General features: G+C 36.5%; 28 protein-coding genes. All 28 read right to left on the reverse strand.

Going from position 1 to position 21,217, the window contains the following annotated elements; all coding sequences use genetic code 11:
- Position 1: 1 nt before the first annotated feature.
- Complete coding sequence (locus JC2156_RS08605; protein ID WP_006845677.1) at positions 2-3,241, reverse strand: tape measure protein; 3,240 nt, start codon at positions 3,239-3,241, stop codon at positions 2-4.
- Positions 3,242-3,307: 66 nt separating this feature from the next.
- Positions 3,308-3,451: a hypothetical protein gene (locus JC2156_RS08910; RefSeq protein ID WP_006845678.1), complete on the reverse strand. Its 144-nt coding sequence runs from the start codon at positions 3,449-3,451 to the stop codon at positions 3,308-3,310.
- A 41-nt stretch (positions 3,452-3,492) separates the two neighbouring features.
- On the reverse strand, positions 3,493-3,903 hold the full coding sequence (locus JC2156_RS05720; RefSeq protein WP_006845679.1) for a phage tail assembly chaperone: 411 nt from the start codon (positions 3,901-3,903) through the stop codon (positions 3,493-3,495).
- A gap of 14 nt (positions 3,904-3,917) precedes the next feature.
- On the reverse strand, positions 3,918-4,367 hold the full coding sequence (locus JC2156_RS05725) for a phage tail tube protein (protein ID WP_006845680.1): 450 nt from the start codon (positions 4,365-4,367) through the stop codon (positions 3,918-3,920).
- Positions 4,368-4,377: 10 nt separating this feature from the next.
- Positions 4,378-5,817 carry a phage tail sheath family protein gene (locus JC2156_RS08610; RefSeq protein ID WP_006845681.1) on the reverse strand — a complete coding sequence of 480 codons (1,440 nt, stop codon included), beginning with the start codon at positions 5,815-5,817 and terminating at the stop codon, positions 4,378-4,380.
- Complete coding sequence (locus tag JC2156_RS08915; RefSeq protein ID WP_006845682.1) at positions 5,817-5,969, reverse strand: hypothetical protein; 153 nt, start codon at positions 5,967-5,969, stop codon at positions 5,817-5,819. The genes JC2156_RS08610 and JC2156_RS08915 overlap by 1 nt, the downstream gene beginning before the upstream one ends.
- 9 nt (positions 5,970-5,978) lie before the next feature.
- A complete protein-coding gene (locus JC2156_RS05735) occupies positions 5,979-6,410 on the reverse strand; it encodes a phage tail terminator family protein (protein WP_006845683.1) in 432 nt (143 codons plus the stop codon).
- Positions 6,410-6,850 carry an HK97 gp10 family phage protein gene (locus JC2156_RS08615; RefSeq protein WP_006845684.1) on the reverse strand — a complete coding sequence of 147 codons (441 nt, stop codon included), beginning with the start codon at positions 6,848-6,850 and terminating at the stop codon, positions 6,410-6,412. Before JC2156_RS08615 ends, JC2156_RS05735 begins: the two co-directional genes overlap by 1 nt.
- Positions 6,850-7,239, reverse strand: a complete 390-nt coding sequence (locus tag JC2156_RS08620; RefSeq protein ID WP_006845685.1) for a hypothetical protein — start codon at positions 7,237-7,239, stop codon at positions 6,850-6,852. Before JC2156_RS08620 ends, JC2156_RS08615 begins: the two co-directional genes overlap by 1 nt.
- On the reverse strand, positions 7,206-7,634 hold the full coding sequence (locus JC2156_RS05750) for a head-tail connector protein (protein ID WP_006845686.1): 429 nt from the start codon (positions 7,632-7,634) through the stop codon (positions 7,206-7,208). The genes JC2156_RS08620 and JC2156_RS05750 overlap by 34 nt, the downstream gene beginning before the upstream one ends.
- 7 nt (positions 7,635-7,641) lie before the next feature.
- A complete protein-coding gene (locus JC2156_RS05755; RefSeq protein ID WP_006845687.1) occupies positions 7,642-8,094 on the reverse strand; it encodes an Ig-like domain-containing protein in 453 nt (150 codons plus the stop codon).
- A gap of 65 nt (positions 8,095-8,159) precedes the next feature.
- Positions 8,160-9,065, reverse strand: a complete 906-nt coding sequence (locus JC2156_RS05760) for a hypothetical protein (protein ID WP_006845688.1) — start codon at positions 9,063-9,065, stop codon at positions 8,160-8,162.
- A gap of 15 nt (positions 9,066-9,080) precedes the next feature.
- Entirely contained in the window at positions 9,081-9,647 is a 567-nt protein-coding gene (locus JC2156_RS05765) for a phage scaffolding protein (RefSeq protein ID WP_006845689.1), read from the reverse strand.
- Between the two features lie 136 nt (positions 9,648-9,783).
- Positions 9,784-9,966 (reverse strand): hypothetical protein, encoded by a 183-nt coding sequence (locus JC2156_RS05770; RefSeq protein WP_006845690.1) that lies wholly within the window; start codon positions 9,964-9,966, stop codon positions 9,784-9,786.
- Complete coding sequence (locus JC2156_RS08625) at positions 9,966-11,636, reverse strand: minor capsid protein (protein ID WP_081482763.1); 1,671 nt, start codon at positions 11,634-11,636, stop codon at positions 9,966-9,968. The genes JC2156_RS05770 and JC2156_RS08625 overlap by 1 nt, the downstream gene beginning before the upstream one ends.
- Positions 11,614-13,047 (reverse strand): phage portal protein, encoded by a 1,434-nt coding sequence (locus JC2156_RS05780; RefSeq protein WP_006845697.1) that lies wholly within the window; start codon positions 13,045-13,047, stop codon positions 11,614-11,616. The genes JC2156_RS08625 and JC2156_RS05780 overlap by 23 nt, the downstream gene beginning before the upstream one ends.
- A gap of 16 nt (positions 13,048-13,063) precedes the next feature.
- Complete coding sequence (locus tag JC2156_RS05785) at positions 13,064-14,359, reverse strand: PBSX family phage terminase large subunit (RefSeq protein ID WP_006845698.1); 1,296 nt, start codon at positions 14,357-14,359, stop codon at positions 13,064-13,066.
- Positions 14,337-15,146 carry a terminase small subunit gene (locus JC2156_RS05790; RefSeq protein WP_006845699.1) on the reverse strand — a complete coding sequence of 270 codons (810 nt, stop codon included), beginning with the start codon at positions 15,144-15,146 and terminating at the stop codon, positions 14,337-14,339. Before JC2156_RS05790 ends, JC2156_RS05785 begins: the two co-directional genes overlap by 23 nt.
- 373 nt (positions 15,147-15,519) lie before the next feature.
- Entirely contained in the window at positions 15,520-16,071 is a 552-nt protein-coding gene (locus JC2156_RS05795) for a YfbU family protein (protein ID WP_006845701.1), read from the reverse strand.
- A gap of 337 nt (positions 16,072-16,408) precedes the next feature.
- Positions 16,409-16,975 (reverse strand): YfbU family protein, encoded by a 567-nt coding sequence (locus tag JC2156_RS05800; protein WP_006845702.1) that lies wholly within the window; start codon positions 16,973-16,975, stop codon positions 16,409-16,411.
- A gap of 101 nt (positions 16,976-17,076) precedes the next feature.
- Positions 17,077-17,475, reverse strand: coding sequence for a DUF722 domain-containing protein (locus JC2156_RS05805; protein ID WP_006845703.1), 399 nt, complete (start codon positions 17,473-17,475; stop codon positions 17,077-17,079).
- A 201-nt stretch (positions 17,476-17,676) separates the two neighbouring features.
- A complete protein-coding gene (locus JC2156_RS08920) occupies positions 17,677-17,853 on the reverse strand; it encodes a hypothetical protein (protein ID WP_006845704.1) in 177 nt (58 codons plus the stop codon).
- Positions 17,854-18,074: 221 nt separating this feature from the next.
- Entirely contained in the window at positions 18,075-18,527 is a 453-nt protein-coding gene (locus JC2156_RS05820; RefSeq protein WP_006845705.1) for a hypothetical protein, read from the reverse strand.
- On the reverse strand, positions 18,496-18,963 hold the full coding sequence (locus tag JC2156_RS05825) for a RusA family crossover junction endodeoxyribonuclease (protein ID WP_006845706.1): 468 nt from the start codon (positions 18,961-18,963) through the stop codon (positions 18,496-18,498). The genes JC2156_RS05820 and JC2156_RS05825 overlap by 32 nt, the downstream gene beginning before the upstream one ends.
- Entirely contained in the window at positions 18,960-19,166 is a 207-nt protein-coding gene (locus JC2156_RS05830; RefSeq protein WP_006845707.1) for a hypothetical protein, read from the reverse strand. The genes JC2156_RS05825 and JC2156_RS05830 overlap by 4 nt, the downstream gene beginning before the upstream one ends.
- Complete coding sequence (locus tag JC2156_RS08630; protein WP_006845708.1) at positions 19,153-20,046, reverse strand: hypothetical protein; 894 nt, start codon at positions 20,044-20,046, stop codon at positions 19,153-19,155. Before JC2156_RS08630 ends, JC2156_RS05830 begins: the two co-directional genes overlap by 14 nt.
- A 13-nt stretch (positions 20,047-20,059) precedes the next feature.
- Positions 20,060-20,521: a single-stranded DNA-binding protein gene (gene ssb / locus JC2156_RS05840; protein WP_006845709.1), complete on the reverse strand. Its 462-nt coding sequence runs from the start codon at positions 20,519-20,521 to the stop codon at positions 20,060-20,062.
- Positions 20,514-21,209 (reverse strand): hypothetical protein, encoded by a 696-nt coding sequence (locus JC2156_RS05845; RefSeq protein WP_006845710.1) that lies wholly within the window; start codon positions 21,207-21,209, stop codon positions 20,514-20,516. Before JC2156_RS05845 ends, ssb begins: the two co-directional genes overlap by 8 nt.
- Positions 21,210-21,217: the final 8 nt, after the last annotated feature.

The following is a 21,217-nucleotide window of genomic DNA, read 5'->3' on the forward strand; positions in this document are numbered from 1 at the left end:
TTTACCCCCTAGCAAAAGATAAATTACCGTCTTCTCTCTTCAGCAAAAAATCTTCTATTTCTTGAATCATTTGTTCAGTACTACGTTCAGGATCAGGCGTAACAACTTGAATCGCTCCCTTTTCAATAACAATTGAACTTGTTTTTGAATTTCTTTCATCATTTTGCACACTATTACCCGTAATAGATGTGGGCTTTAATTGTGAAGTTGACACACCAACCTCACTCGTCCTTGCACTAATACCTACATTGTATTGACTATTTAACGCTGTTAACTGTTGCAAGAATCCACTCAATGCATTTGTTGCTTGAATAAACCCGTTAGCCAATGTTGATCCAACATTTGTAACTTCTGCCATCTTATCAATTTGTGGTGCTGCCAATGTAGGTGTAGATACAGCAGAAGCTGCACTATATGCTTTTTCTGCCATATTTGTAGAACTTTTAGCAACCATTGAAGCTGATCCATCAATTCCAACGGCCATACCAGCGCCTACATAATAACCAACTTGATCACGCATTACACGAGATGGTGAGTGAATATGCAAGAAACTCTTAGCAGCATCAACGGCTGATTTTGCCATCTTTCCTGCCGCAGCAACAGCATCTCCAATAGCTCCCTCAATACCCTTAACAAATCCCATAACAAAATCTGTACCAGCACTTATTAAGGAGCTCCCAACATTTTTAACTGCATTAACAGCTTGGTGAATACCATTACTAACAGCCGTAACCACATTACTCATAGCCGAAGTAACAGCTGAAACAATTTGACTAAATATCGACACAAATGTAGAAAACATCATCATCACAGCAGTGGATACCATAGCAATAGCAGCAGCCGTAACCATTAAACCAGCGCCTAATACCATAAATCCAGCACCAGCAACCATAGCTCCTGCTCCGACAACCATTAATCCAGCGCCAAGTATCAAAGAAGCCACACCTAGCAATGTGAATTCAAGAACTAATACAATTGACATAGCCATCATAAGTATTGCTGAAGCAGAAAACATTACCATTCCCATTGTCGCCATCATTAAACCAGATGCAACCGTCGGTAAGGTAGCAGACATCATTGTTAGCCCAAGGGCAACAATCATAATGGTTACACCTACCAGTGCAATTCCAACTGCGAAAACCATTGTGGCAACTCCTAGCAAAACCATACCCACAGCTGCTATTGTTGCACCAACTCCAAGTATTAGAAGACCAGCTGATAAAACAACCAATCCAACACCAGCAGCTAATGCACCAACTCCGAATCCAATTGCAGCCAATCCTAATGCTGCTAATCCCAATGCGGCACTAAGTCCATATTGAGAAATTATTGGTAACTGAGTTGCCAATAACGCCATTCCAGCACTAGCTATTCCAACACCTATTCCAGCCATCAAAATAGCAGCGCCAAATGCCAACATTCCAATTGATGCAGCTGTTAAGGCAGGTCCAACTAATGCCATAACAATAGCTAATCCACCAATAACTACACCAAATGCTGCCATTGCAATAGCTCCCTGCGTTCCGGTTTGCGCCAATGGTGCCATAGCTAATGCCATCATAGATATAGCTAAACTAAATGCTAAAATACCAGTCATACTGGTCTGTAATTTTGTACCCATAGAGCCTAAAACTGCCGCCATAATACTAACTGCAGTACCAAAAGCAATCATTGCAATAGCACCTTGTGATCCCGTTTTAGACAATGGAGTTATAGCAGCTGCAAGTAATGCTAATGATGCAATTATCAATGCAATACTGGCTCCTTTCATCAATCCATTTAATCCATTTTTAAGACTATTTGTGCCTTTAGCACCATTTTTAAGACCACCAGCCATTCCCTCGGCAGCAGTCTTAGTAGATGACATAGCTTTTTTAAAACCTAAAAACTTTTTTACTAATCTGGCGATGCCAATTGCTCCGATAACTCCTCCAAGAGCTTCAAGTGCAAATCCGAAATTACCAAGCGATCCCTTAGATTCTGATAATTTACCAGCTAACTCACCAATCTTTTGAATGGCTTTATCAACAGCATCATGGAAAGGTTTTACATTTTGGTATGCATACATAAATGCGGTGGCCAAACCAACTATTAGCGAAATAATGGGGTGCTTCATAATTGCTCCCATCACCGTCGAAATACCAGACAAAGCTTTATTAAAAGCTAATACTCCTCCAGAAGCACCAATCAATACGCCAGCCACTGGGGCAGCGGCTTTTACAAATTTAAATATTCCACTTGCTAATGGAGCTATCCAATCTGAATGATCTGAGGCGTAATTAATTAACTTGCTAATAGTATTCAATACTTTATCAACGCCACCAGCTATTGCATCCCAATTCATATTTCCAATGGCGCTACCAATTGCCGACACTGCCTTAATACCAGCATCGCTAATCTTTTTAAATGATGGTTGTAATTTATTGGAAAGCTCTTCCTTGACACCATCCATAGCTTGGCCAACTGTTTTAAATTGAGTAGCCATTTTGGTGAAATCCTTATTATTTCCAGTTTTAGAAATTGCATCAAAGAAATCCTGTGTTTTAACTTTTCCATTCTGTATATCAGCAATTAATTCAGCAGCGGATTTACCCATGGATTTAGCAACAGCAGACATTCCAGCTGGAGACTGCTCCAACATAAGTTTAAAGTCTTCCCATGCAACCTTAGGCTTAGCAGCCATCTGAGTGGCCTGTTGACTCAACGTCTTCATTGCTTGTGTAGGATCTTCTGAAGCGGCAGCTAATCCACCAAAACCTTTAACTAATTTACCAGTATTCTTAGTTCCAACGGCGGCTAATTGTGCATAAGTCGACGCCATATCTGAAGCAGAATAGATGGTTTTAGTTGCATAATCTTGCATGGATGACTTAGCTTTGGCGATTTCTTTTGGACTCGCACCCATCTGATTCATGTTTCCTTCGAATGTTTGCCATGCCTTTGAAGAACTATTTAGCTCTTCAATCATTCCATGAATACCAGTCGTAACTAATCCAATACCTTTGGTAACACCAGACCCAATTATATTTGCTCCCAAAACGGACTTAAAAATACTACCTGTCTCATTGGCAGCTGAACCAACTTCATTAAGCCCATTTTTGGTTCCATTCATGCTCGATGTAGTACCTTTGCTAAAGGCACTCATTGATGATAATCCCTTTCCTAACGATGAATTAATCGATCCTAAAGTGTTTGTAAAATTATCAACCAAGCTTAATCTTGTTGAGACTTCTTTAGCCATTTAAACTCCTTTCTACAAAAAAAGAGCATGAGTAGGAACGAATATCCCTCCCATGCTCTTAGTTCGTTAATGATGTTTTACTTTTGATTTAGCTCTTTGCTCTTCTCTTTTTTGTTCTTCATCATGCCTTTGGAATCCAGCAATAATTAACGCCTTCTCCTCTACAGTAAATGAAAGCCATTGAGAGGGTGTCCAACCAAATTCAAACATTGCACGCCAATAATAATTAAACTCTAAACCAGAGTGCTTACTTATTTTTTTGCTTCGGCCACCATATCGTCAAGAGTTGAATTTCCACCACTGAAATCATTGATAGCCGTTGATAACGATCCATATTGTCCAGCAGACAGCATTGCTTGTAGCGTAGCATCTGGATCACCCATTGTTCCATAGTGTTCTTGAATTGTTGCATTGTTTAAGTCAGGTTCCACAACGGCTTCGCCGATTAGCAATGAAGACAAGACATCTCCATCAACCTCACGTTGCTTACCACGTCCTGTGGGGCGTTCTGCTTGCTTACGTAACTTATTAATACGAGTTGCAGAAATCTTTTTGATAATGAAATTTGGAAGCTTTTCAGAAACCTTTAACTCAACCGTTTCATCTTCTTGTTCAGGCAACAACCATGCTTCTAAGCTTACGTTCTTATTTTCTTCAGTCATGTTAATTCTCCTTATTATGCAAATGTTTGAATAATCTTATAATCGTCAAAGTTGAAATCAGTTTCACCTTCAAGGAAGCCATCATCAGAATTTAAGTTTCCGATTGCAGCTTGAGCGAAGGTTATTCCTATTAATTGAACAACCTGTTTTCCTGTATTTGATGACGTATCTTCAACAGTCATGGTAATAGAAATATCTGGCCAGATACCTGTTTCGTTATATTCGTTGTAAATAACCAAAAAATCACTAGAAACATGATAGAAATTAAGTGAACCCGTACCTTCAAGGCTAGTCAACTTATGTGCTTTCATGCGCCGTCCTAATAAATTAATTTCTTCGATATTACCTTCTATTTGTGCTTCTACTTCAGTCAATTCGGCAAGAGTTCTATTCTCACCATCAACCGTCATAATCATTAATCCTGATCGAGAATTAATTACATCACCAGGCTTTTTAAATGTCATATTGTCCTCCTTAGTTTGCTACTACATCCATGTAAAGCTTCTCCATGGCATCGGTTGGCGTCACAGCCAAGCCAACTACAACAGAATCTTTATCATTTCCTTGAGCAATTGTAATGTCTTCAACAGCAAAATCTTGAATAGCTTGTGCTGTTTGTAAATCAGTTAATTTTGTAGCAATAGCCGATTTGAACAGGTCACGTCCTTGGGAATTATTTGTAATTTTACCAATATAGTTATCTTCCCAATTAATCCGAACCCAATTAGCAATATCGTCTACAACACGCATTACTCGGTTCTTAGAAAATGCTTTTCCTTTATCATCAGTAAAAGTATGCAGTGAATTAATATCTTCCAGCACCTTCACAGCTCCACGAGAAGCAGTGAACAACATTTGACCATCATTGATAGCTGAAATTGCTTGTTCCTCTGTAAAACGAACATCCACATCAGTTGCCCCATTAACTTGGCGATACGTTAGCGATTGATTAGATTCAGCAGCAGCAGTCGCTCCAGCCACCCAACCAGCAGATTGAGCCTGTGTCAATTTCAAGTCGTTAAATACTAACGCATTTCCTAATGAAATGACTCCTTCATAATCTGCTTCAACTCCAGCACTTGCCGGAACAACCGCCATAACTTTACGACCCTGTTCATCACGCAATCGTTCAACTCCAGCAGCAATAACTCGATTAATTGACGCTTTATCAGATGAATTAGCGGCTACAACTACATTGAATTCATAAGTATCCATCGCCTTTTGGAATTCAGTAACTGGGTCCGCACCATCTCCTGTTGAATATTCTTGGATATTTACAGTGGCAGTTGTGTCACTTACTTCGTTTAAAGTAAGACTTGATTCACTGGTTTCAGCAGCGCCTCCACTCATTTGAATAGCTACCGGGGTAACCAAGTTTGAAATCATTTCCAAACCGTCGTCATTAATGTCAAGCTTTACCGTTGCTACTACAAAATTATTACCATTGAATTCAGATGCCTTACGTGCTGATTGTTTATCAATCAAAGCTCCCTTAAATGTAGTAGTAATGATTGCCTTTGTTGCATCATTCGCATCACTTGCCACAGTCACAGCTACATCATTACCAACGGCACCATTAAACTTAGCTTCAAATTTCCAAGGAATCGTTTCCGCAGTTCCAGTCGCTTTGACACCTGGATTAACGTTGAAAATTAATACCTTATTAGCATTAGCTAAAATCATTCGAATACCGGTCAATGCATCATCAGTTAAATCATGACCCAAGGCAGAAATAAAGTCAGTCCCTTTATTTACTTCTACAATTCCTTCAGGCCCCCAATTCAGACCAGATAGTAATGTCAAAACAGTTCCACGATCTCCATCAGACATTACTGGATTTTGCGCAGCAGTCCGTACGTTAATAAACGTACCAGGCAGTTTTTTATTTTGATCTTTCCAATTTCCACCAGCCATTAAAACATGTCCTCCTTAAATTCTTGTACCAACGCATCAGCTTCCGCCAATGTATATCGAATTCCATCCTGTAAAGCTAGTTTATATAAATCTCGCTTATAACCTGGAAATGAACTCATATTTACTAACTCATTGCGTGTATATTTTCGCATTAGTACCTCCTAATTTTTCATATTTGTATTAGTGCTCACTTCACCAGAAAAGTACGGATCATCAAATTTTGCCATCCTTGCACGAACTGTAAAAGTCACATGTAAAATATCATCAATTGTATTTGATTCAAGTCTAGATACATGAAAGGCAGGCGATCCATCTGCATTTATTAATGGATCAATCCCACTAATCAACGCTTCCTCCGTCTGCCTTAGTTCTCTTTTACGTTTTCCAGTTTCACTCTTAGGGAAATAAACAACATCAAATAAAAAAGCGATCATCTGTTCTGATGAAGGCTTATAAGTGCTTTCTATATTTGTTTGATTAACTACAAAAGTACCGACCATATCACTGGCATCGTCATGGAATTCATCTGATACCTTAGCATTTGGAATAATCTGCTTGATTGTAGTTGCTATCATTTCAGCGACTTCTAACATTAAAAATCCTCCAGCATGCTTGTTAATTGAGCCATTAACTTATCCGCTTCATCATCTAAATGTCGGGCTATTTCATCCATTGAATCTGTTAGCATAAACGCCCCATTCACCCACGGCTTAACTAATCTCTTACCCAACTCAGGAACGTATAACCCAACCTTTTGACGATGACCATATTCCACGAATGGTGCATATTCAATGTTATTAATAAGCATCAAACTCGCACCATTTGAAGATTTTTTAACTTTCTCAACAGCCCAACCACGTTTTAAAGTCCCACCTTTAGTAGGTGTTGCCTTTTTAACAGTTGTTAATGATTTATTACCAGCTCGTTGTAACGCTTCGACTGCTGTATCCAAGTTAACAATCTTTGATGATATTTTCTTAAAGTTATCAGCGTATTTTTCAAATTCAGAGTAATCAAAATTAGCACTACCCATTAATCTACCTCGTCATAAACGACTTGAATTTCTTGATGAGTAGCATACGATTTATAACCATGAGATGCCCGACGATAAGTAATAGCATTCCCATTACTATCCCTAATCTTAATAATCGCCCCTGCTGGGATTGTAATGTTATTAGAGGTGTAAATGACTGCATCATATTGTTGCATTGGTTGTGCTTCATTTGCGGTTGATTTAAGACCACTCATAGAAACCTTAGCCGGAATATTAGAATACAATTCTACTAATTCACTTCGATTATCAAAACCAACGTTTGTAGGTTTATCCACCTTTTTGAATACGCTAATCTTATCTCGATACATTGATTCAATCGAACTTTTAGCGTGCTTCATTGAGGAGGCAAGTCGTAAGGCATCCCCCATGGTTTGTCCACCTTTCTATATCTACGTAATGTTTGCTTAAATCCAGATACGGACAAAAAGTCCGCTCCTGAAATTTTAGATACAGCAGTTTGACTTACCGCATAAGAAACGCTGGTATCTCCCTCAGTAATACTCGATACTGGTCCAGAGTTTCGTTCTTCATCAGGTAATAGAATTTTATTATCCTGAATCCAACTAGTGATAACCATCAAAATATCCGGATATAGTTGCTCTGGAATATCCTCTGTAATCACATTCAAGTATGCAGAAACGTCAGTTAAAAGCTTCTTGATCAACATATCCAAGATAAGCTTATATTGATCATCAGTTTGACCATCATCAGCCTTTGGGTTCATAGATGTTACATTTTTAGTTAACTTTTCTACATCGATCATGTCTAACCTACTTTGTTGCTTCGGCAACAGTAACAGCTGTTTTATCAGTAAATGATCCATCTTCCGACGTACCAATTACATTAACAGTTCCAATTGCAATGGCTGTAATATTACCTTGATCATCAATAGTGGCAATCGCTTCATCTTCTGATGAATATGTGATGTTTTGATTGGTTGCATTTTCAGGAGCAACCTTACCAATTACTTGCTTAGTATCTCCAACTTTCATTGAAGCTGTCTTTTGAGACATCGTTACTCCAGTTACCGAAACATTGACTGGAGCTGCTGCATTAGTGGTAATATCAATCGAATTTGATTGAGCACCATTATCTCCAATAGTAGTAACTCCTGAATAAGTTGTTTCTGGTGAAAGTCCTGTGATGGTTACGTTTCCGTTCTCATCTGGTTCAAGATTAGAACCTAGAACTTTTCCAGTATTATCAGTAAATGTATATGACATTTTAGTCCTCCTTCACATTAATTATTGCCGTTGTATCAGTAACAGAATCCAAGCTTATACTCGGCTTACTTTGTGCTACTACTCGGCTTTAAAGATACCGCAATTCCGTCTTTTTCTTGTTCCTTGACGAACAAATCATGATATAAACGGTTTTGATAAAGATAACCATCACCTTGACCAACTTCTCCGGGAGCAAATAAGTAAATAGCATTTTCCTTAACGATAGCAATAACCGCTGGCTTAACCACAAATAAGAAATTAATTGCCTTAGCATCTGTTGCTGGCTTATAACCATCAGTGAAATCAAATCCATCAAAGAAACGTGATTCGTCCCAAACTTCAATCAGTTGAACACCATCAATAGATGTAATTCGAGATTCTAATGCAGTTTGTCCAATATTTTGATTGGTAATGTTGCGAGTGAATTCTTTTGAACGTTCCAACATATCCATCACTTCGCTAGAAACAAATCCAACAATATTTTGTGAACCATACTTGCGAATAGGTAAGATTGAAGCCTTTAATCGTGAGTAAACATTATCAACAGTTAAAGTTTCTTCAGTGCCGTGCTCTGCTTCAACCGCACTCTTCGCTAACTTAGCAAAACGATAGGCATCAATTTCCGGTTGAACATTTTCTTCAACAAAGGTCTTCGTGATATTCGCTGTTGCCAAATCTTGATTCGTCTCATCAACATCTTGCTTATCAATATAGAACTCAATATCTCGGTCTTGCTCCATGGTATAGACCTTTTTATCATTCTTAGCGGTACCAACATTAAACCCTTTATTACGATTATGATCTTTTAAACCTGATGTCGAGATAGTAGTCAAAGTAAATGACTTTCCCCCATTAACCAAATTAACGTTTGGTGATCCTAAAATTCCTGTAATCAATCCTTGATTGATCTTTTGATCAAAGATGTTGTCATCTTTAGTAATGTAATTATAATTTTTGTTACGATCTGCCATTTTATAAATACCTTTCTATTTTTGTTCGATGATACCTAATGCCTCTGCCATAAGATCAGTTGCACCTTTACCACCTTTACCGTCCGCTGGATTGCCACCCTTAGCGATAACTTCTCCTTCGAACAGATACGACTTAGTTTCTTGTAACCCTTCGATTTGCTCATCTAATCCTGATAATTTACCATCTTCACCTAATGCCACTTGGTCCATATCTAACAAAGCCTTAATATCATTAACATCACGAGCCTTTGTATTCGCTAATGCTTCTGATACAGCGCTGTTGAGCTTTGTCTTTGATAAATCTGCTGCTAACGACTGAGTATCCTCATCATACTTTGCTTGAAGCTCTGTATACTTATTACTCAACTCTTCGTTATCTCCAGCCTGCTTCTTTAGGTCCTTCATATCTTTATCACGACTTTTCAGCTGTTCTTGTAAACCATCACGTTCAGCAACAACAGCATCATAATCCGATTGAGAACCGGTTTTAGCAGTTTCAATATCTTGACCATTTGCATCCATGATCTGTTTAATAGTTTCATCATCAGTAATACCTAAGTTCTTCAAAAAATCACGTTTCATAACGTCCTCCTACGGTTTTTTACGCTAACCAAGCTAGATTTTAGTATGAAAAAAGAACCTTTTTACGACGTGTTCAGGTCAAGTGCAAAATAAAAGGCAGCTACAATTATGTAGTTGCCCTAATAAACTATTTTATTTAATAATCTTTATCACTACGCAATAAAGGCATAAATTCATTGTAACTATCAATGGCTTTTTGTGGAGCCTTATCAGTTAATTCGTAATCAATAAAATTACCATACTCATTCTCATTAGGAAAAGTATCAATTTCAACATACCAGTCTTTATTTTCTAGAAAATATGGTCTTGATAATGCCATTACAATTCCCTCAATACTTTCTTGAATGCTTCAGTCAATGGATTTCCATCACTTAGTTTCATTTCTGCATACATTTCTGCAAACCACTCACGTTTATTGTGCTTACCATATCCAGAAACAAACAGATCATTCAATTCTCTGCTCGTCATCCCAGTTTTCTTAGTAGCTTCATTATAAACCTTATCAAAAACGCCATCAATCCAATCATTACGATAAAATTTTGTATTAGGTAAATCTGGATTGTGTTTTTCAAACAAAACATTATGCAACACATGCCCCATTTCATGAGTTGGTATATAATTCAATGCTTGATTTTTTGGAATGTTCATCAGCCAACCAGCATCAATGTCTCCTTCGATAGCCTTACGATGAAGGTTCTTACGACCAAATCTCTTATTATTATAATTGATTTCCATCTTTGGATAATTCTTACCCCACTCAGTAACAGCGTATGATGTCGATATATCATCTTCAAAACCAACCTTTAGACCATGTTTAGCCACATAATCACGAATATTAGGATCTTCATTAGCCAATCTACGAGTCCTATTGATAGTATCTTTATACAACTTAGCAGATGTTTTACCCTTAATATGGGATTTCATATCAACAAAGCCTTTACCAAAATCACGTTCAGTAAATAATCCAACCTTATCCGACCATTGCTTGAAACTCATACCATCAATAATCTCACCTCTCCCAGTATCAGGATTGCGAGACCATCGCTTTTCATCTTTCACATCGCCATAATAAGGGACTGTTGTACAACGACAATTAGGGTGAATTAGTGGATAATCAACACCATCTTTTTTATTTTTAACATCATAAATTTTACCGTCTAATTTTGCGCATACATCACATGTATTAGATTCTAATGTCGCCAAATATTCATACTGTTCTACACCTGTTTCTTTGTATGAATCAAGAGTGGCTTGTTCGGCAATGTGTCCGTATTCAGTATTAATCAACCTATGTAAGTTAGTTTCTGAATAGTTTTTTATTACTGTGTTAACCTGCTTGGTAAGTTTGTCTACACCATATCCAAGCGCTGCACCTCTAGTCAAAGAATCAGACAACAGCTTAGGTAGAATACTTGTAGCGCTCTTCCAAATACGCTCACTGAAATTACTTCCTTGCCAATTCTGACTAATAATCTGTTTCATTTGCCGTTCATTTATCCTAGCAAAATCAGAAACTACAGCATGCTTATCTTTTTGAATATGAAATATATTTCGGTAATACGTATTTTCGTAGTTACGCCCTAACCTATCCCCTAACTTATTAGAGGCTTGTTCTGCTTTATTTGCCATGACGTTTCTCAGTTGTGTTTCTAAGGCCGTCATGCGACTAACTCGGCTCTTATAATATTCAGCATTTAATTCAGTGGTGTGCCCACCTTCTTTAGCCATTCGTTCCCATTCTTTAAGCGAGTATTTCCAATTACTTAATTCTTGGCCACGAAGCTCTTTTAATACCGAAGCCTTATCTAATTGCCCGTTAGTTCCATATCTATCAACAAATTCAGTTAAATAACTGCTCATTTCTTTCTGTGCTGATTTATAAAGGCGAGATAATTCTTTCTCCATCTCTTGTGAGTCAGAAATCGATTCCTTTTTAAGTTGCAAATATCGAAGCTTCCAATAATCACTATTCGCCATCTTCTTCACCATCTACAGAGGAATTATCTGGTGTAAATTCATCTTCTATTTGATCATTTTCACGATCTTCCAATTCCGTCTGCCAATCATCCACAATTGGATTAGATTTAGCTACCGCTTCCTTAGATGAAATATCAGCTAACTTAGAAACAATATCTGCATCCTCTGAACGATTTTGAATTGCTGTTCTTGGCCATGTCACTTTAATTTCAGCGTCATCCCCTTTACCATTTAAAGCAGTATTCAAAATCATACGAATAAGAGTTTTGAGAGATGACAAGAATTCACTTTCTGTATCGAGAACTTTCATCTCTAACGATCCATACATCATCTTCAACGCAACACCTGTTACCTGTGTACCCATAGCCATCTTATTTGGATCGTATCCTTGACCATGTTCATAAATCTTATCTCTGGTTAAGTCTAATAATGTTTTCCTTGCCTCAACTGGAATAGATATTTCTAATTTATCAACTCCACCTTTGCCATCTTCATCTTCTTCAACCTTAATAGCTTTATAGTCACGTAATTCAGACATGAATTCATCTAAATCAGTTCCACCATAATTAGTAAGAACCAAAAATACTTGTTGAATATCTTGAACGTCATTAACAAATCCGTTAAATACTAAGTCGTAACTATCAATTAACCCTTTATATTGTTGTAAATCAGGAGTGGCGTCCGCATTATTTCTAAATTCAATAAACGGAATTCCATTGAATCCATGTTTCATAACGTTAGTTGGTTCGCCTACTATTGCTCCAATATTTTCATCAGCATAAGTAATACGATTATTTAATTGAATTTGTTCATAATCTGCACCAGCTGGACGACAATAATATTGAACTTCTGTTTCTGTCCAATACTCGTCGTAAACAGTTTCTGCACCTTCTTCATTCAAACTAGTGTATGTTCTCCGTACACCCAGCAATTCATGATTAAGTGTATTCATATATATTGGAGTAACCTGGTCAACCGGCACTGGAGCCATCCTTAATTTTTTTGTACTTTGATCAAACCAAAGATGAAGCCATCCCCTACCGCCTAATGCAGCATCCTGAACCAATTGTTTAACGGTAGTTCCAAAATTATCTGGCAATAACTCTGTTAGCTTTTTATTTAAGCCTTCATCATCATCAATATCAAATGTTGGAATTGCACCTGCTAAATAATTCTTCTTTTGATTGACTAAAATGTGATGAAAATTAGAACTCACTTGACTATTCCAGTTACGCAACGGTGTATCGTCATTCTTAGTTCCATAAGCGCTTTCCTCTAAGTTATTAGTAATATCATTCTTATTATTGTAGTAGTCTGTACCTATCGAATATTTTCTATATATACTATCTTTCAACTGATTAGTTGATTTAATAACTAATTTAAAGGCTTTTAACTTTTGTTCTGGTGTCATTGGTAATTGCATTTAACGATCTCCTTTCCTACTTGAATACTGATACACCACCTTGCTTCTTAGGATTAGCAATCGTATATACAAAGTAACGGTCTGCGTCCATTGCGTGATCGTGTTCTTTAACTGGTTTATCTTCACCGTGATCTGCGGCTTTAACGTCCCAAATATATGATTGGAACTCTTTAAACGTGTTCTTAGCTACTGGCGTGTACTTGATTAATCCAGTATCGAGTGCATTCATCATGGCACGAATTCCATTGACCACATCATTCTTAGCTTTTTTAACACTGAATCCATTCTGTTTGAGTTCCGTTTTAAATGATGATGCTGCTGGGTCAAGAATGATCCGAACCTGTTGCTTATCCAAATCATTACGTTCATAAAACTCCTCCATATCTTCACGGAATTGTTTATCAGTACGTTGTTTGCTCTTCTCACGACCTGAATAATAATACTCATCTGTGTTGTACCAAACACCATCATATAAGCGCCATAATTTAAACACAGTGGCATTTTGTGTTCCATAGTCGGAAGATACCCAACTCTTTTCAAACTCAATATCACGGGGTAAATCAACAACCATTGTGTCCTTATCAAAGTTGTCATAAATAACACCCTCAGACATCACCCAAAGCCCTAGGATATATCGTTCATAGAATACTCCGGAATATAATCGTTCATATCGTTCTATGGTCTCTTCATCTAATGATGGATTATCATGCATAGTGAAATGAATTCTAATAGCATTCTTGTCCGTTAAATGGTCTATCCAGTCTTGTTTAAACCAATGATATGGTCCCTCTGGATTTCCATTGAACCAAAGCTTTGCTCCCTTAACAGATGTTCGAGTTGTTGCTTGATTAACAAAGCTCTGTGGCTGCAATACAACCTCATCAAAAAAGAAGCCCGCAGCAGTCAATCCTTGGACTAACTGATAAGACTTCTCATCTTTTCCACCAAATAAATAAAAATAATTTGTATGGCCATTCTTTGTTATTTCAATGTAATTTTCACTTCGTCGATCCTTTAGTTGAAATCCTTCTGACCTCAACATTTGAGTTAATGGACCAATAACATTTCGCCTGAGTGACCCGATTGTTTTACCAGCCATTCCAAAATTTTGGCCATTAAAGTTAAACATCCCCCACATAACGTAAGACAATGACATCACCACCGTTTTACCGGCACGAACTGATCCATCAGCAACAATCGCAAACTTATCACTGTATGGCGAAGCTGGCGCCCACCACGTTAATACTTGTAACTGTTTCTTTGAAAATGGTTGAAATTCAAATTGATAATTAAGTCTCGGTTTCGTCCTCATCGAATACTCCTTCTGCTGCCTTACCAATGGCATTGATCAAACTACTATCATTATTTTCATTTGGTCGATCCATTGCTCGTATCTCTTCAAGCAATCGCTCCTGCGCCTTAGTCTTATCAAACAGTTCAACAACAGGACCATCTTTACCAACAGTTATCTTTTTTATTAGCGTGGTATCAACATTTGTATCTGATTTTAATTGAACAAAGGAATGGTGCCTAATTATTGGATTATCATCGGTATCAAGTTTAGGCATTCCCTTCTCGTTCAAAGCCATCTCATCATGACCACCAAAATTAACATAACTTCCAACATCAGCAAATGCTTGTTTAGCTAGCTGAGAAATTAAATCATCTTCATCAACTGCAACATCTTTTAATCGAGCTGCTTTGATACGTTTGATAGCTGATCTGATGTTAGCATTTGTTAGCAATCGACTTCCATTAGTTCTAGCAGTATTGGAATCAACACTATAGGCATCCATGTATGCCTGTGTTGCATTAAACGATTTCAAATACCGCACCACAAATACATTCTGCTTATCCGTCAATCCGTATTCATCTAAATCATCAATAACATCTGCAACGTTATTTTGTGTTGCAACACTTTGCAACGTTTTTGATTTTGTTGCAACGCTTTTAGATGGGCCATCTTTATTATGTGTTGCCCATTTTCGTGACTTCCATGACCGAATAGTCGTAGGCTTAACGTCATATTTAACGGCAATATCTTTAATCTTCATACCCGCTAAATAATCTTGTTCTGCTTCTTTCCATTTTTCTGTCATGTCATATCACCACATCCTATCTTTTATTTTGTTCGTTCTGTTCATTAAGTTTTTTCTTATTATCTAATCGACCAATGATCTGGTTCTCTAATCGTCTATAATCTTGCTGTTTCATGGCTTCTTCCACACTTCAATTAACGATTTAATCATGATCTCAGCCATCATCACAATGATATAGATAAAAAATAGGGCTATTCCTAAACAGAACAGTCCTAATATGGTCAATGCCAATATACCTATGATGTTAAATAACATGTTTTCCTCCTACAAAAAACGCCTAACATTTGTCAGACGTTTAAAATATTTGGTTAATCACCAAATACCAACCAATATTTAATTACAAAATAAAAACGCCGAAGCGTTTTACATTTTATTAATAATTTAAAATCGTTCTTAAATACTCAACCTTATGATTATCAGCATCTGAAAAATCTGAATCTTTAACCAACTTATAATGGTCTAATAAGGCTCTTAACACTTGATCATCAAAGTGAGAATCTCCTTCCCAACCACGATCATCAATAAATTTGACAACATCGCTAAACCTACCTAAATCTCTAGTTATAAAACTATAAAAACCATAAGTGTCTTCATGACCATCAAATCCAATAAATCGTAGTTTACTGTCTGGCACATTTTGCCTATCAATTGGGTCTAGCTCATTATAAGTTGCATAAATGTCTCTATACATATTCATAACCTCAAGTACAAAACGCTTATCGGTTTCTGACATATTTTCATCGATTGAATTTTGCAAATGGGTATCCTCGAAAGACCAATCACCATAACCCATAACAAGACCATTCGCAGCAACAGAATAATGCTTTGATTCATCCTTATCACCATTTAATTGGGCTAACTTCGACATGATTTCAAATTGATTAATTAACAACACTCTTTGTTCATCAGTAAAATTAAATTCCATGATATCCTCCATTTTCTCTATTGATATGTTAATTATATCACATAGATAACATAGTCCATATTTTTATCTGATGACAATATAGTAGGTAAGGATTTGCACCTTACATGTTCAACACAAGGCTTTTTGAGTTGTGGCCACATCCCATCCAGCGTCGAACTACTGCTCTCTAACAGTTATAGCGTCTACCTATTCCGCCACTACTATAATCGAATAACCATGCACGAATTAAGTAACTAATTTTGAAAGGAGACTTACTTTTTGAATTATTCGATAATACAAATTTAACACCTTTTTTTACCCCAAAACGGACATCATTTTAGTGTACCGTTAAAAATTATTAATCTTTAATACCTAGTACATTCTTCAAATTTTGAAATTTGCTCTCATTTTCAATATGATTATCCATTATTTTTAAATAACGTTCTACCATGTCATTTAAGTTACCGTTAAACCCATGAGAATCTTCATCCCAATGATTGCTTTCTACGAATTCTGTAACGGTTTTAAATCGTTCCAAATCATCTGTAATAAATTTGTAAAACCCATACGCAGGCTCATGTCCATCAAAACCTTTAAATTCTAACTCACTTTTAGGAATTTTCTTTTTATCCTCTTCATTAAGTTCATTATAAACTCCATAAATATAATTATACATATTCATTACATCTATCACGTACTTTTGATCATTTTCAGTAATGTGAGTTTTACCTAAACTTTGTAAGTGTGTATTTTCAAATGCCCAATCATAACTATACCCCATCTGAACAGCAAATGAGGCATTTTCATAAGACTTCGATTCATCATGTTCTCCATCCAATTTTGCTAATTTTGCTAGTATTTCAAACTGATTAACTAAAAGTACACGTTGTTCTTCTGTGAAATTCAACTTAAATTCTTCAACCATGCTTGATTCTCCATTCTTTTCTATTTCAGAATCCTATGTCAGACCCTGTAATTTAATTATACCTAATATATTTACGCAATTCCAATTTATGGCTTTTGGAGTTAATAATTATTAATATTGTGTTCATTTATCAAATCCTTTAACTCATTGCACCAACGACGTCCTGTCCGCTCATCCACAAAATATGTCCATTCAATCGATTTCCATGATAGCTTATTTCGATACCGAGCAAAATAAACATTCTTGTGCTGATCATCAAACATATCAACTAAAACACCAATACGATCTCGAATATCCTTTAGTGTATTCATCTGATCATCATCTTCTAGCTTCATAAGAATACGTTCAACAACATTACTATATGAATTAACTGCTCTAATGTCACTATTTAGATCTAATTCCTTTTCGGGGATCCTTAAATCTTGTTCCCGCTGCTTAATTAAAATATCAAGCCTACCAGTAAAATAATCAGTCAATAACCTATCAATTTTATCAGCCATTTCCCCTCCCACTTTAATATAATTTCACCCTTTCATATTCCAGCCCATCAAACTTACTCTCAATGTATCGCCCATATTGAGGCGTGCTGAATACTTCTTTGTAGGCTTTGCGTAAATCATCTGTAAACGTCCAAACTCTCTTACCACTCATCAAATAGTGTTCTTGAAAGTAAAGACCATCTTTATTTTTATATACGTATTTCATAGCCCTAACATCTTTTCTAATTCGGCTATACGTTCATCACGTTCTTCTATCCGTTCATCACGTTCAGCGATACCATTTTGTAAATTACGTACTTGGTCTCTTAATCCAGCAAGTAATTTAGCTTGATTTTTAAGTTTCAATGGATCACTTGGAATTATGTTCGCTGTCATCATCAAACCTCCGATAATATCCTAATAGAGCCTTAAATATAAATGCAGTGAATATAAGCACCATCGCAAATAACAACAGTCCGAATATTGTATAAATATACCCAACCTTAATCAGGTCAATTGCTAGATCACCAGTTGTAATCACGAAGTACAGTGACATTGATATGACTACTGTCCACTCAATCATCATGTAAATGATTTTGATTAAGTTATATGCCTTATTTCTAAAATCCATCTTTTTTCCTTCCTAATTTATCAACACGTATTCCGTCGATATTAAATTCCTTGCCACTTCTTCTTAAACGAGATCTTATGCCATAAACTGCGGTCACTTTTATACCTAAATAATTGGCGACATCTTCTAAATTTCCTTTGAAAACGTGGCCTTTATACTTATCAACAACTTGATATATATAAGGGTTATCTGCGGTTGGACTTTTAGCTAAAGGTATCTGCATATCTTCTTCAGGTACTTTTGCTCGCTTCCTTGCTCCATCTGACAAATTAAACATTTGAGAATACAGCAATTTAATATTTACAAATCGTGGATCCTTACGAGGTAAACCACTTAATTTAATGTGTTGCCTTGTTAAATTTCTCCAAGCTTCTGTGACTTGCTTCTGTAACGATTCATGAGCATTTAGCTCACCCTCCGTCATGTATTTTGATTCGATCATTTTTACTTCCTTGCTCCAATTCAATTAATTCAACTTCAATACGTGGAACGCCATATCTTTTCTTAGCTTCAATATCGACAATTTGATTGTCATCATGCCATAAGATACCGTTCAATCCATCTTCAAATGCTTTAATGTAATTTGATAAATCAGGCTTAGTTACTGGGAACCATCTTTGCGCTTTAACAAGCATTTTCTGCCACTTTGGCATTGCCTTTGGTTCTTGACGATAAAAGGTTACTTCTAGCCTAATTGGTGCCTTCTCATCAAAATTAAGCATATCTTTGGCAAACTTTGCTCCAATTAAGCGCAATTCTTTTTTATAGTTAGCAGTCTTGATTGGATCATAGACTCTTACATATTTACCACGCTTAGCAAAACGGGGACGTTCTTGTTGCTGAGGTTCAATATCAAACGTATATTTTTTATGGATCATCCGTCATAACCGCCTGACTCAATGTTACCCACATAATCGTTATATTTATCATTCAAATCTGATATCTTTTCTAATAAATCCGGAATTACTGCGTCGCCAATGTACGTCATTGCTAAGTCCATAACGATTTCTTCATAATCAACAGACATCTCATCTTTATATTCTGTATGTTGTTCTAATTCAATCGAACTAAACTGTGGCATCGTTATTACCTCCACTTGAAATTGCTGTATTGATTTTATTTATTAGACCAGTTGAAAAGTAAGATCCAAATGAATTAAAGTCATTAAGCCGTTCTTTAGTGTGCTCTAATGAATATTTAGCGGCTTCTTCGATAATATTTAAGATCCCTTTATCAATGCCATAAGCTTGTTCTTTTAAAACGACCACAAAATTACCCTCATCTTTTAATCTACGCAATCTCCAGTACTGACCACTTAATGCTTCAATACATATGGAAGCTTGCTCTGGTGAATCAACTATAAAGTCGGATAACAGTTTCAAAGATAATTGTTCAATTTGAGATGTGTTTTCAAAAATTTGTTCAGGAGTTGGAAATTCGCGCTCGCGCGTCAATGATTTATTAATTTCCTCCTCCTCCTCATCTTTAATCTGTCCTGTACTAAACTTACCTATACTATCCTTACCTAACCTAACCTGTGCTAGAACTTTTCTAGACATTGGCTGACGAATTTCTAGAACTTTTCTAGAAGCGTCCTCAAATATTGATGTATCAGCATTTTCAATCAATTCATATCGCTTATTTATACTTCGAAGTTGTGATATTTCATATTTAGCATTTGTAATTGTTTTTTTAGATGGTTCAACTCGATTCATTGATGGCCACCCAGCAATAACTACATAACCTGTTTTAAATGCCAATACATATCCTTTAGCAATTAATAGATCAAATACATTATCTCCATACCCCAACATTCTTCTTAACCTCTTAGGATTAGAAACAAAACCATCATCGTCAGCTCTAACAACCAGATGTGAAAATAAATTTTGCGATTCTGTTGGCATATCTAGAAAATCATCGCTATCATAAACATCTAGACTTATCATTCTTCTTTTAGCCATGATTCACCACCTCTTAAAATGGAAGGTCATCATCACTGATGTCTACTTCTTGACCGCTTCCAAATGGATCATTATTGGCAACTTGTTGTGTGAACGGGCTTTGTTTATTAGCCCCAGTAGATACATTTCCCGTGTTGGTATTTGATGCCTGTGATTCAGCTCGTGTTTCAAGTAAATCAAAATTCTCAACAGTTACTTCAGTTGTATAAACTGTCTGTCCTTCTTTATTTTGATAACTTCCAGTTTCTAACCGACCACTAATGGCAACTCTTGATCCTTTATGAGTGAAATTAACGAAATTTTCTGCACTTTTAGCCCAGATAGTAGCGTTAATAAAATCTACTTCCTTATCCCCATTCTTACTTTTAAAGCGACGGTCTACTGCTATGCTAAATGAAGCCACCGCTGTTCCAGCTTGCGTATATCGAAGTTCAACATCTCGTACAATTCGCCCCACTAATACAACACTATTCATCTTTTCCTACCGTCCTTTCAGTTAAAAACACTTTCAATGGCTTCATCATTTCAACAACGTCTCTTCCTGAATAAATTCCATTCTTTAAATCGACGCTTTCTAAAATTTCCATGATTGTTTTCTTAAGTGAATCTTGTCGCCGTTCTTCAGCATCTAATTTGGCATTCACATGACTTAATTCAATCTCGTAGGCATCAACTTCACTTTTAATAAATCGACGTCCTTTACCATTAAGTTCATTTTTAGTAGTCCAATACTCTTCATTCTTAATCTCATTGGGTAACTTAACTTCGCCCATTTTCCATCCACGGCCTTCACTAAATGAATCAGCCTCTGCTTGTGCCTTCTCCATTCGTTCTTCCTTAATTTGATCAACGAATGGTCCAATGCGATTAGATTGATCTTCAATTAATTCATCAATTGTTTTATCAATCCAAGCAAGTTCTGGATATTGTTCCTCAACTTGCTGTTTGAACATCTTTACAACCTTTTTTCGGGCATCAGACACTTCTTTTTTATCCTTGCGCCATTTAGCCAATTTCTTCTTTCCAATCGACACAGCGGGTTTATTGTCAATCTCTAGCGGTACATCTGCTTGTAGCGCCATTAATTTATCTCTCAATCCATTAATTTGACCATCTTCGGACACGCCAACTACTGGATATACTTCTTGAATTGAATTAGTCATTATCTAGA

It is taken from the genome of Weissella koreensis KCTC 3621 (assembly GCF_000277645.1).

Bases quoted from the DNA above. Each gene is read 5' to 3' on its own strand.
- JC2156_RS08605 (WP_006845677.1), bottom strand. From the start codon at position 3,241: ATGGCTAAAGAAGTCTCAACAAGATTAAGCTTGGTTGATAATTTTACA.
- JC2156_RS08910 (WP_006845678.1), bottom strand. From the start codon at position 3,451: ATGTTTGAATTTGGTTGGACACCCTCTCAATGGCTTTCATTTACTGTA.
- JC2156_RS05720 (WP_006845679.1), bottom strand. From the start codon at position 3,903: ATGACTGAAGAAAATAAGAACGTAAGCTTAGAAGCATGGTTGTTGCCT.
- JC2156_RS05725 (WP_006845680.1), bottom strand. From the start codon at position 4,367: ATGACATTTAAAAAGCCTGGTGATGTAATTAATTCTCGATCAGGATTA.
- JC2156_RS08610 (WP_006845681.1), bottom strand. From the start codon at position 5,817: ATGGCTGGTGGAAATTGGAAAGATCAAAATAAAAAACTGCCTGGTACG.
- JC2156_RS08915 (WP_006845682.1), bottom strand. From the start codon at position 5,969: ATGCGAAAATATACACGCAATGAGTTAGTAAATATGAGTTCATTTCCA.
- JC2156_RS05735 (WP_006845683.1), bottom strand. From the start codon at position 6,410: ATGTTAGAAGTCGCTGAAATGATAGCAACTACAATCAAGCAGATTATT.
- JC2156_RS08615 (WP_006845684.1), bottom strand. From the start codon at position 6,850: ATGGGTAGTGCTAATTTTGATTACTCTGAATTTGAAAAATACGCTGAT.
- JC2156_RS08620 (WP_006845685.1), bottom strand. From the start codon at position 7,239: ATGGGGGATGCCTTACGACTTGCCTCCTCAATGAAGCACGCTAAAAGT.
- JC2156_RS05750 (WP_006845686.1), bottom strand. From the start codon at position 7,634: ATGATCGATGTAGAAAAGTTAACTAAAAATGTAACATCTATGAACCCA.
- JC2156_RS05755 (WP_006845687.1), bottom strand. From the start codon at position 8,094: ATGTCATATACATTTACTGATAATACTGGAAAAGTTCTAGGTTCTAAT.
- JC2156_RS05760 (WP_006845688.1), bottom strand. From the start codon at position 9,065: ATGGCAGATCGTAACAAAAATTATAATTACATTACTAAAGATGACAAC.
- JC2156_RS05765 (WP_006845689.1), bottom strand. From the start codon at position 9,647: ATGAAACGTGATTTTTTGAAGAACTTAGGTATTACTGATGATGAAACT.
- JC2156_RS05770 (WP_006845690.1), bottom strand. From the start codon at position 9,966: ATGGCATTATCAAGACCATATTTTCTAGAAAATAAAGACTGGTATGTT.
- JC2156_RS08625 (WP_081482763.1), bottom strand. From the start codon at position 11,636: ATGGTGAAGAAGATGGCGAATAGTGATTATTGGAAGCTTCGATATTTG.
- JC2156_RS05780 (WP_006845697.1), bottom strand. From the start codon at position 13,047: ATGCAATTACCAATGACACCAGAACAAAAGTTAAAAGCCTTTAAATTA.
- JC2156_RS05785 (WP_006845698.1), bottom strand. From the start codon at position 14,359: ATGAGGACGAAACCGAGACTTAATTATCAATTTGAATTTCAACCATTT.
- JC2156_RS05790 (WP_006845699.1), bottom strand. From the start codon at position 15,146: ATGACAGAAAAATGGAAAGAAGCAGAACAAGATTATTTAGCGGGTATG.
- JC2156_RS05795 (WP_006845701.1), bottom strand. From the start codon at position 16,071: ATGGAATTTAATTTTACTGATGAACAAAGAGTGTTGTTAATTAATCAA.
- JC2156_RS05800 (WP_006845702.1), bottom strand. From the start codon at position 16,975: ATGGTTGAAGAATTTAAGTTGAATTTCACAGAAGAACAACGTGTACTT.
- JC2156_RS05805 (WP_006845703.1), bottom strand. From the start codon at position 17,475: ATGGCTGATAAAATTGATAGGTTATTGACTGATTATTTTACTGGTAGG.
- JC2156_RS08920 (WP_006845704.1), bottom strand. From the start codon at position 17,853: ATGATGACAGCGAACATAATTCCAAGTGATCCATTGAAACTTAAAAAT.
- JC2156_RS05820 (WP_006845705.1), bottom strand. From the start codon at position 18,527: ATGATCGAATCAAAATACATGACGGAGGGTGAGCTAAATGCTCATGAA.
- JC2156_RS05825 (WP_006845706.1), bottom strand. From the start codon at position 18,963: ATGATCCATAAAAAATATACGTTTGATATTGAACCTCAGCAACAAGAA.
- JC2156_RS05830 (WP_006845707.1), bottom strand. From the start codon at position 19,166: ATGCCACAGTTTAGTTCGATTGAATTAGAACAACATACAGAATATAAA.
- JC2156_RS08630 (WP_006845708.1), bottom strand. From the start codon at position 20,046: ATGGCTAAAAGAAGAATGATAAGTCTAGATGTTTATGATAGCGATGAT.
- ssb (WP_006845709.1), bottom strand. From the start codon at position 20,521: ATGAATAGTGTTGTATTAGTGGGGCGAATTGTACGAGATGTTGAACTT.
- JC2156_RS05845 (WP_006845710.1), bottom strand. From the start codon at position 21,209: ATGACTAATTCAATTCAAGAAGTATATCCAGTAGTTGGCGTGTCCGAA.